This is a genomic window from Catellatospora coxensis, assembly GCF_016862635.1.
Taxonomy (GTDB): domain Bacteria; phylum Actinomycetota; class Actinomycetes; order Mycobacteriales; family Micromonosporaceae; genus Catellatospora; species Catellatospora coxensis.
Map to the genome: position 1 here is coordinate 21,381 of NZ_BONI01000101.1, position 8,824 is coordinate 30,204.

Annotated in this window: 9 protein-coding genes; 5 read left to right on the forward strand and 4 right to left on the reverse strand. The window is 74.5% G+C overall.

What is annotated here, in order from left to right:
* Window positions 1–17: 17 nt before the first annotated feature.
* Entirely contained in the window at window positions 18–1,628 is a 1,611-nt protein-coding gene (locus tag Cco03nite_RS37435) for an MFS transporter (RefSeq protein WP_239167974.1), read from the reverse strand.
* Between the two features lie 191 nt (window positions 1,629–1,819).
* Here Cco03nite_RS37435 and Cco03nite_RS37440 point away from each other — a divergent pair, with 191 nt between their 5' ends.
* The 3 genes from Cco03nite_RS37440 to Cco03nite_RS37450 all read left to right on the forward strand — a co-directional run bounded on the left by Cco03nite_RS37440 (window position 1,820) and on the right by Cco03nite_RS37450 (window position 4,171).
* Window positions 1,820–2,587 (forward strand): nucleotidyltransferase domain-containing protein, encoded by a 768-nt coding sequence (locus Cco03nite_RS37440; RefSeq protein WP_203698776.1) that lies wholly within the window; start codon window positions 1,820–1,822, stop codon window positions 2,585–2,587.
* Window positions 2,588–2,601: 14 nt separating this feature from the next.
* Window positions 2,602–3,126: a GrpB family protein gene (locus Cco03nite_RS37445; protein WP_239167975.1), complete on the forward strand. Its 525-nt coding sequence runs from the start codon at window positions 2,602–2,604 to the stop codon at window positions 3,124–3,126.
* A gap of 136 nt (window positions 3,127–3,262) precedes the next feature.
* Complete coding sequence (locus Cco03nite_RS37450; protein ID WP_203698769.1) at window positions 3,263–4,171, forward strand: ADP-ribosylglycohydrolase family protein; 909 nt, start codon at window positions 3,263–3,265, stop codon at window positions 4,169–4,171.
* Between the two features lie 136 nt (window positions 4,172–4,307).
* On the opposite strand, the gene Cco03nite_RS37455 is transcribed toward Cco03nite_RS37450, so the two are convergent.
* The 3 genes from Cco03nite_RS37455 to Cco03nite_RS37465 form a co-directional block, all read right to left on the reverse strand.
* A complete protein-coding gene (locus Cco03nite_RS37455; protein ID WP_203698770.1) occupies window positions 4,308–5,240 on the reverse strand; it encodes an LLM class F420-dependent oxidoreductase in 933 nt (310 codons plus the stop codon).
* Between the two features lie 64 nt (window positions 5,241–5,304).
* Window positions 5,305–6,537: an MFS transporter gene (locus Cco03nite_RS37460; protein WP_203698771.1), complete on the reverse strand. Its 1,233-nt coding sequence runs from the start codon at window positions 6,535–6,537 to the stop codon at window positions 5,305–5,307.
* A 1-nt stretch (window position 6,538) separates the two neighbouring features.
* Entirely contained in the window at window positions 6,539–7,471 is a 933-nt protein-coding gene (locus Cco03nite_RS37465) for an MBL fold metallo-hydrolase (RefSeq protein ID WP_203698772.1), read from the reverse strand.
* Between the two features lie 124 nt (window positions 7,472–7,595).
* Between Cco03nite_RS37465 and Cco03nite_RS37470 the strand changes: the two genes are divergently transcribed.
* Together Cco03nite_RS37470 and Cco03nite_RS37475 are read left to right on the forward strand one after the other, a co-directional pair.
* Window positions 7,596–7,919 carry a hypothetical protein gene (locus Cco03nite_RS37470; protein WP_203698773.1) on the forward strand — a complete coding sequence of 108 codons (324 nt, stop codon included), beginning with the start codon at window positions 7,596–7,598 and terminating at the stop codon, window positions 7,917–7,919.
* 147 nt (window positions 7,920–8,066) lie between these two features.
* Window positions 8,067–8,810 (forward strand): hypothetical protein, encoded by a 744-nt coding sequence (locus Cco03nite_RS37475; RefSeq protein WP_203698774.1) that lies wholly within the window; start codon window positions 8,067–8,069, stop codon window positions 8,808–8,810.
* The last annotated feature ends 14 nt before the right edge of the window (window positions 8,811–8,824 follow it).

Below are 8,824 nucleotides of genomic sequence, written 5' to 3' on the forward strand. Positions count from 1 at the left end.
GGACGGCCGCGCCTTCGTCAGCCCGCACCGCGGGCAGGCGTCGGCGCGCCGGCCGGCGTCCCGTCCTCGTCCTGGTAGGAGGCGAGCAGTCGGTTCTCCTCGGGGTGGCGCGGGTAGTACCGGGCGACCAGGGCCATGCCGAGCAGGATCGCGATGATCGCGGCGGAGTACGCCCAGCGGTCGCCGGCCAGGAACGCGTTGCGGGCGCCCTCGATGATCTCGGCGGCGTGGCGCGGGTAGCGCTGCGCGGTGTCGGCGGCGCTGGCGAAGGACTTCTGCAGCTCGGACACGACCGCCTGGGCGATCTCCGGTGACTGCGGCAGTTCCCGCACCTGCGTGGAGATCGACCGGACGTACCCGGCGGTGAGCAGCGCCCCGAGCACCGACTGCATGATCGCGCCGCCGAGGTCGCGCTGCAGGTCGGCCGTGCCCGACGCCATGCCGACGCGCGGGACCGGCACCGAGCTGGTCAGCGAGCGCGACGCGGGGGTGCCGGCCAGGCCGATCCCGACCCCGATCAGCGCGTACGCCAGCCCGACCCGCCAGTAGGCGATGTGCTCGTGCCACAGCAGCAGCATGGTGAGGAACGCCAGCAGGCAGAACAGGTAGCCGAGCAGCAGCGTGAACCGCGAGCCGCGGCGCTCCACCAGCTTCGCCGAGTACGGCGCGACCAGCGTCATCATCAGCGGCGACGGCAGGATCGCCGCCCCGCCCTGCAGGGCCGTGTAGCCGAGCACGTTCTGCATGAACTGCTGGCCGATGAACACCGCCCCCATCAGCGAGCCGAAGACGATGGTGCCGGCCACCGCCGCGACCCAGAACGTGCGGCGGGCGGCGATCGTCAGGTCGTACAGCGGATTGCTCGCTCTGCGCTGGCGCAGCACGAACGCGACCGTCGCGGCGAGCGAGACCAGGGCCAGCCCGGCGGCGGCCGCGCCCGAGCCGGGGGAGGGCGCGAAGTTGACGGCCAGCACCAGCGCCGCGACCAGCACCACGGACAGCACGCCGCCCAGGTGGTCGACCGGTTCGGTGGACTCGTTGACGTGCGCCGGGACGCAGCGGACCGCCAGGATCAGCGCGACGAGCGCGAGCGGCAGGGTGAGCAGGAAGACCGAGCCCCACCACCACCGCTGCAGCGCCGCCCCGGCCAGCAGCGGGCCCATCGCCGAGATCGCGCCGCCGATGCCCGACCACAGCGCGATCGCGTGGATGCGGGGCCCGCCGCGCCACAGGGCGGCGATCAGGGCGAGCGTCGTCGGGTACGCCATGCCGGCGGCGAGGCCGCCCAGCACCCGGGCGCACACCAGCATCACGTCCGAGCCGGCGTGCGCGGCCAGCAGGCACGCGGGCACCGACAGGCTGACGCCGAGGATCAGCAGCAGCTTGCGGCCGTACCGGTCGCCGAACGCGCCCAGGTAGAGCACCGAGGCGGCCAGGCCCAGTGAGTAGCCGACGGCGACCAGGTCGAGCATGGTCTGCGACGAGTCGAAGGCGCGCCCGATCGCGGGCAGCGCCACATTGGCCACGCTCAGGTTCAGGTTGGCGACCGCGGCGACCAGGATCAGCGTGCCCAGCACCAGGGCCGGGCGCGGGGGAGCGCCGTCGGGCACCGCCCCGCTCGGCGTCATCGCTCGCCTCTCGCGCCGATTCGCCCGGCAGGTGACCAGGGCGTATCTCCACGTTATGCGGCAGCGCCGCGAGCGTACGCGGATTGCCCGGACCGGACGTGACGGCTGCTCGGGTAAAGGGCGGCTGGTGCTGGGCGCGGTAACGCGATGGCCCGCTCGGGGCTGCGCGGGTAATGTGACCTGCCGTGGAAATGGATCTTGCGCAGCGGCTGCGCGCGGTGCCGGGCGTGGTCGCGGTGGTGCTCGGCGGCAGCCGGGCCCGCGGCGAGCACCGGCCCGACAGCGACACCGACCTCGGGCTGTACTACCGCGGCCCGCTCGACGTGGACGCGCTGCGGTCGCTGGCCGCCCAGGTGGCGACCGCGCACGACGTGTACCGGCCGGGCGAGTGGGGGCCGTGGGTCGACGGCGGCGGCTGGCTCACCGTGGACGGGCAGGCCGTCGACTGGATCTACCGGGACCTCGACCGGGTACGGGCCGTATGGGACGACTGCCGTGCGGGCCGGTACACCGTCGAGCGGCAGGTCGGGCACCCGCTCGGGTTCTACAGCCACGCGTACGCGGGGGAGGTCGCGCTGTGCCGGGTCCTCGCCGACCCGACCGGGGAACTCGCCGAGCTGCGGGAGCAGACGCTCGACTACCCGGCGGCGCTCGGGGACGCGCTGGTCGCGGGGCTCTGGGAGGCGGAGTTCTCCATCGTGGGAGCGCGCAAGGTCCCGCAGGACCGGGTGTACGTCGCGGGCTGCCTGTTCCGTGCCGTCGGCGTGATGGCGCAGGCGCTGCACGGGCGCGCCGGCCGCTGGACGGTCAACGAGAAGGGCATCATCGCCTCCGCCGCCCGGCTGCCGATCGCGCCGGCCGGGTTCGCCGAGCTCGCCGAGGCGGCGGTCACCGATGTGGACGCGGCGGCGGAGCTGCTGGCGCAGGTCCGGACCGCGACCGGCACACCGGCTCGATGAGGCAGTCTGGTCGGATGCAGACACCAGGGATCCGGCTGGACGAGATCGTGATCGTGCCGTACGAGCGGCGCTGGCCGGAGCTGTTCGAGGAGCAGCGGGACCGAGTGGCGGCGGTGCTGGCGCCGGTGCTCGTCGGTCCCGTCGAGCACATCGGCAGCACGTCGGTGCCGGGGCTGCCGGCCAAGCCGATCATCGACATGCTGGCCCGGGTCACCGATCACGCGGCGGCGGGCCCGGTGGCGGAGCGGCTGGCCGAGATCGGCTGGGTGGCCGCGCCCGAGCCGACGGACCGGGAGCTGCGGCGGTGGTCGTACTGCTTCCCGGACGTCGCCCGGCGCAGCCACCACCTGCACGTGGTCGAGCACGCCTCGGACGGCTGGCCGACCTGGCTGGTCTTTCGCGACCGATTGCGCGCCGACCCTGCCGCCGCGGCGCGCTACGCCGCCCTGAAGACCGAGCTCGCCGCACGCGACCGGCACGACCGGGTCGCCTACCGGGCGGGCAAGGCCCCGTTCATCGAAGCCGTGCTGGATACCTGAGCCAGCGGCGTTGATCCGTTTTTGTGGACGCTGGACGTCGTTCCGGCATCGGCCGGCGTCCATGAAAACAGATCTTGAACTGTGGCCGCATACCCGGTTGCCGGGGTGGACGTGGTGGGACATGATCGGCGGCACGATGAGGTTCGTCCTACACGAGAACACGCGGCGCGGATACGCCGCCGAGAGCCTGGCGGGACTGTCCGTCGGGGACGCGCTGGGAGCGCAGTACTTCATGGTCGGTCGCAGAGTCGCCGACCTCGTGGCGGGCGTCGTCCCGCCGCCGGTCTGGGAATGGACCGACGACACCGAGATGGCCTGCTCCATCACCTGGATGCTGAACGAGGCGGGCCGGATCGACCCGGACCGGCTCGTCGAGGCGTTCGCGCAGCGCTGCGAACCCAACCGTGGGTACGGCGTGGGCGCGTTCATCATCCTGCGGCGGGTGCGCGGCGGCGCGCCCTGGCAGCAGGCCGCCACCGAGGCGTTCGACGGGCAGGGCTCGTGCGGCAACGGAGCCGCGATGCGGGTAGCGCCGCTGGGCGCGTACTTCCCCGACGATCCGGCCCGCGCCGCCGAGCAGGCCGTCGCGTCGGCGATGGTCACCCACGCCCACCCGGAGGGGGTCGCGGGGGCGGTCGCCGTCGCCGTCGCCGCGAGTCACGCCTGCGCGGGACGGCTGGCGGGCACCCGCCCCAAACCGGGGCCGTTCGTCGACGCGGTGCGGGCGCTGACACCGCCCGGCCGGGTGCACCGGGGGCTCGGCCGGGCGCGGCGGATGCTGCACCTGCCGGCAGCCGAGGCGGCGTACGAGCTGGGCAACGGCGCGGCGATCACCGCCCAGGACACGGTGCCGTTCGCGATCTGGGTCGCGGCCCGGATGCTGCACGACTACCCGGCGGCGATCCGCACCTGCGTCGAGGCGGGCGGGGACGTCGACACCACGGCGGCGATCGTCGGCGGCATCGTGGCCGCGTACACCGGACTGGCGGGCATCCCGCCCGAGTGGCTCGCCTCGCGCGAGCCGCTGCCCGCTTGGGCGGGCTGAACCCGGCGCGGCACCGCCAAGATCGTCGGACTTGCCTGGCACCTGGGCGTATCTTCACCGCCTAATCGCCCGACTGCCAGGCAAGTCGAACGATCTTGGTGCGCTTCGCGCCCCGGAACCGCGCCCGGGCCCGGCGTCAGGCGACCTGCGGGGCCACCGCCGAGGCGACCAGGTCCAGGTGGTCCAGATCGGTCAGGTCGAGGAGCTGGAGGTAGACGCGCTGCGCGCCGATCCCGGCGTACCGGCCGAGCTTGTCGACGATCTCCGCCGGTGAGCCGGCCAGGCCGTTGGTCCGCAGCTCGTCGACCTCCCGGCCGATCGCCTTCGCGCGGCGGGCCACCTCGGCGTCGGTACGCCCGCAGCACAGCACCAGGGCGTTCGACAGGCGCAGCGCGCCCGGGTCGCGGCCGGTGCGCACGCACGCGTCCCGGACCCGGCCGAACTGCGCGGCCGAGTCCTCGACGCTCGCGAACGGCATGTTGAACTCGTCGGCGAAGCGCGCCGCCAGCACCGGAGTGCGCCGCTTGCCGCCGCCGCCGAGCAGGATCGGCGGGTACGGCCGCTGCACCGGCTTCGGCAGCGCCGGCGACCTGGTCACCGTGTAGTGCTTGCCGTGGAAGTCGAACGCGCCGCCGGCCGGGGTGGACCACAGCCCGGTGATGATGTGCAGCTGCTCGCCGAGCCGGTCGAAGCGCTCGCCGACGGGCGGGAACGGGATGCCGTACGCCTCGTGCTCCTCGGTGTACCAGCCCGCGCCGATACCCAGCTCGACCCGGCCGCCGCTCATCGCGTCCACCTGCGCCACGCTGATCGCCAGCGGCCCCGGCAGGCGGAACGTCGCCGCGGTCATCAGGGTGCCGAGCCGGATCCGGCTGGTGTCGCGGGCGAGCCCGGCCAGGGTGGTCCACGCGTCCGTCGGCCCCGGCAACCCGGTCACGTCGCCCATCTTCAGGTAGTGGTCGGACCGGAAGAACGCGCCGTACCCGGCGTCCTCGGCGGCCCGCGCCACCGCGAGCAACTGCTCGTACGTGGCGCCCTGCTGGGGTTCGGTGAACACGCGCAGTTCCACGCCCTGAGCCTAGAAGCGCTGCGCGGCGCGGCGCGGGCGTTTGCCGATGCCGGATCGCGCGGGGTCAGCCGGCGACCGGCTCGGCCGCGGGGGCCGGTCGTGCCGGGGCGGTCCGGGCCCAGCGGGTCAGCGGTGGCACGGCGAGCCCGCACACGGTCACCAGGCCGATCGGCAGCAACCAGCCCGCCGGCGATCCGGAGCCGACGATCACGGCGGTGAGCAGGGCCGGGCCGGCGGCCATGGCCAGGCCGTTGAGCAGCACGGTGACGCCCTGGTACTGCCCGATGGCGTGTTCGGGCGCGAGCGCGTAGGACAGGCCGGTCGCGCCGTTGACGTGCCACAGCTCGCCCACCGAGTAGACCGCGGTGGACGCCAGCAGCAGGGCCACCGTGGCAGCCGTGGACAGGGTGGTCGCGGCGGCGAACCCGAGCATCGCGACGGCCAGCACCAGCGAGCCGCGGCGGACCATCCGCGCGGCGGGTTCGGCCTGCTCCGCACGACGGCCGAAGCGGGCCGACAGCACCACGGTCAGCACGGTGTACGTCACCAGGACGGCCGAGACCACGACCGTGGGTACGTCGGCGCGCGTGGCGATCCACAGTGGCAGCACCAGCGTCAGCACGACCCGGCGCAGGTACATCGCCGAGGTGGTCGCGGTGACCGCCAGGTAACGGCCGTCGCGCCAGACCTCCCACGTGCGTGGCCGCTCGGCGGCGTCGGCGGCCGGGTAGCGGGGCAGGCGCATCAGCAACGCCGCCGAGATCAGGTAGGTGGCCGCGTCGGCGACGACGAGCAGGCGGTACGCGGCCGGGCTGTCGGCGGCCAGGGCCAGCGCGGCCAGACCCGCGCCGATGGCCGTGCCGGTGTTCGCGGCGGTGCGCAGTGTCGCGAACACGTGCACCCGCCCGGCGGTCCGGCCGAGCGCGCCTACCAGCGCGGCCCGCACCGCCAGGTTGCCGGTGACCAGCAGCGCCTCGACGGCGGCGACCGCCAGGAAGCTCGCCGCCGAGTCGACGAGCAGGAACAGCAGCGCCGCGCCCGCCTGCAGCACCTGCAGCACGGCGCGCAGCGTGCGCGGATCGCGGCGGTCGGCGAACCGTCCCGCGGGCACGCTCGCGGCCAGGCCGACCAGCGCGGCGGCGGACAGGCCCGCGCCGACCACGGTGGCGGGCAGGCCCGCGACCCGGGTCAGGTACAGCGCGCCGCCCGCGGTCCACAGTCCGACGCCGATGGTGTTGGCGAACGTGGCGTAGGCGGCGTCACGCAGCTCACCCGGTGGCGGGAACCAGCCCGCCATGTCACGCGAAGCAGGTGGGGATGCGTCCGCCGTTGAACGCGGCCACGTCGGCGAGGATCGTGTAGTTGTCGAGCTCGGCGCCCCGTTCGGCGCCTTGCGCTTCGGCGTACGCCCGGTGCAGGTTGGCGACCAGGCGCTCGGCGTCGAGCCAGGTCTTGAACCGGCCCAGGTCGGCGCGCGTGGCGGTCTCCAGCGGGGTGAGCCCGGCCGCGAGGCCGTCGGCGGCCAGCTCCTGGACCAGGCGCAGGTACGCGGCGTTGGCCTCGAACACCTCCGGCCCGGCGAGCGGCCCGTGCCCGCTGACCACGACCGCGGGGTCGAGCGCGGCGAGCTGCCCCAGCACCTCCAGCGAGCCCTCGATCGAGCCCATCAGGCACAGCGGCGTGACCTCGGAGAACGTGACGTCCCCGGTGAACAGCACGCGGTGTTCGGGAATCCAGACCAGGGTGTCGCCGGTGGTGTGCGCCGGGCCGGGGTGCCACAGCTCCACCCGCAGCGCCCCGGCGTACAGGGTGAGCCGGTCGGCGTAGGTGAGCGTGGGCACGGCCGGGGCGACCTCGCCCCACGCCACGTCGGGCCAGATGCCGGGCAGGTTCAGGCCGTCGCCGATGATGTCGGCGCGCGCCTTCTCGTGCGCGACGACGACCGCGTCTGGCGCGACCGTGCGCGCGCCGTAATGGTGGTCGCCGTGCCGGTGGGTGACCACCAGGGTGCGCACCGGCGCCCAGGTCAGCGCGGCGATGTGCTCGGCCAGCAGGCGGGCGCGGCGTTCGGTGGCGGTCGCGTCGATCAGGGTCACCGCGTCCTCGCCGAGCAGCACTCCGGCGTTGCTGACGCACCAGCCGCCGTCGGGCTGCAGGTAGGCGTACACGTCCGGCGCGAGGCGGGTCAGCGTCGGCGTGGGTTCCACGATCGGCGAGGCGGTGCTGCTCATGTGATCCCCCCGGGTTCGTCGGGCAGCGACGGTCGCCAGTCTGTCAGAGAACCGGCGCCGCCGTGCCCTGTGGTCTCGATCACTCCGGATGCGACGTTCGCTCGAACGGGGTAGTTTTCGTTTCGTGACATTCAGCGCGCTCACCGGTCCAATCCGGTGGGTCGTGCGCCTCTCGGCGCGGATGCTGACCGCGCTGGCCCTGATGAGCCTGCTGCTCGCCCCCTCGGCGACCCAGGCCGCGGCCCAGCTGGCCCCGCGGCCGCAGGCCGAACAGGTCGCGGAGAGCGCCGCGTCCGACAGGCACGAGGCGGAGCCCGCCCCGGCGGCCGCGCCCGTCCGGATCGGAACCACCGAGGCGGCCCCGACGGCCCGCATCGTCGTGGACACCGGCCCGCTGCCGGCGTCGGCGCACCTTCGGGCGCAGGGCAGCCGCGCCCCGCCCGCGTAACCTCCCGTCACCCTCACCGCCGCGCTCCTGTCGCGGCGTACCGCCTTCTCGTGGCCGCCTGTCGCCGTGCCCGATCACCGCACTTCCCTCGCCTCGCGACGAACCCTGGTGTCGCGTCCACCCCTCCACCACCCCGAGGTGTCGATCATGAACGTCGTCCTGGACCTGTTCCTCCGTGACCTGCCGAACGCCGCGCTCGTCTGGTCGCTGCTCGCCGTGCTCGCCGTCGTGGCCATCGGCGCGCTGACCCTGTACACCCGCCAGCCGGAGCCCCGGCCGGCGACGCCCGCACCGGAAGTGGCGGAGCAGCAGGCGTTGCTGGCGGCGCACGCGCAGACGCTGGTCCGCAAGGCCCGCGAGGCGACCGTCGCCGCGGAGCGCGCCGCGGCGACGGCCCGCCGCCGACGCGAGGAGTGGCTGGCCGCGCAGGACGTGGCGGAGACCGCCTGGCAGCGCTACGACGAGGCCGACTCCGAGGCGCGCCGCAAGCTGACCGCGGCCGCGCTGCCGCTGCCGCGCACCCCGCAGACCCCCGCCGAGTACGCCTTCCGTGAGCGCCACCTGCACCGTTCCGCCATGTCGGCCTGCTCGCACCAGCAGCTGTCCGCCCTGGAGCTGAGCGACGCGCTGGCCCACCGCGCCGGCTGGGACCCGCGCCGGCACCCGATCGAGCAGGAGACGATGCTGTCGCAGTTCGCCCGCGCGTCGCTGCGCACCGCGTACCGCCGGGCGGCCGACAGCGAGAAGCAGGCCTGGCTGGCCACCGAGGCCGCGGCCGCCGCGGCGGCGTCCCTGCGCGCGGCCGCCCACGCCGCGAACGTCCGCGCCCGCCGGGTCACCCGCCGCGTCACGACGCCGCCGAACGAGGTGACCCTCGCGGACCTCATCTGACCTCCAAGACCACT

Coding starts and splice junctions, on each gene's coding strand:
- Cco03nite_RS37435 (WP_239167974.1), bottom strand. CDS start 1,628: ATGACGCCGAGCGGGGCGGTGCCCGACGGCGCTCCCCCGCGCCCGGCC.
- Cco03nite_RS37440 (WP_203698776.1), top strand. CDS start 1,820: ATGGATCTTGCGCAGCGGCTGCGCGCGGTGCCGGGCGTGGTCGCGGTG.
- Cco03nite_RS37445 (WP_239167975.1), top strand. CDS start 2,602: ATGCAGACACCAGGGATCCGGCTGGACGAGATCGTGATCGTGCCGTAC.
- Cco03nite_RS37450 (WP_203698769.1), top strand. CDS start 3,263: ATGAGGTTCGTCCTACACGAGAACACGCGGCGCGGATACGCCGCCGAG.
- Cco03nite_RS37460 (WP_203698771.1), bottom strand. CDS start 6,537: ATGGCGGGCTGGTTCCCGCCACCGGGTGAGCTGCGTGACGCCGCCTAC.
- Cco03nite_RS37465 (WP_203698772.1), bottom strand. CDS start 7,471: ATGAGCAGCACCGCCTCGCCGATCGTGGAACCCACGCCGACGCTGACC.
- Cco03nite_RS37475 (WP_203698774.1), top strand. CDS start 8,067: ATGAACGTCGTCCTGGACCTGTTCCTCCGTGACCTGCCGAACGCCGCG.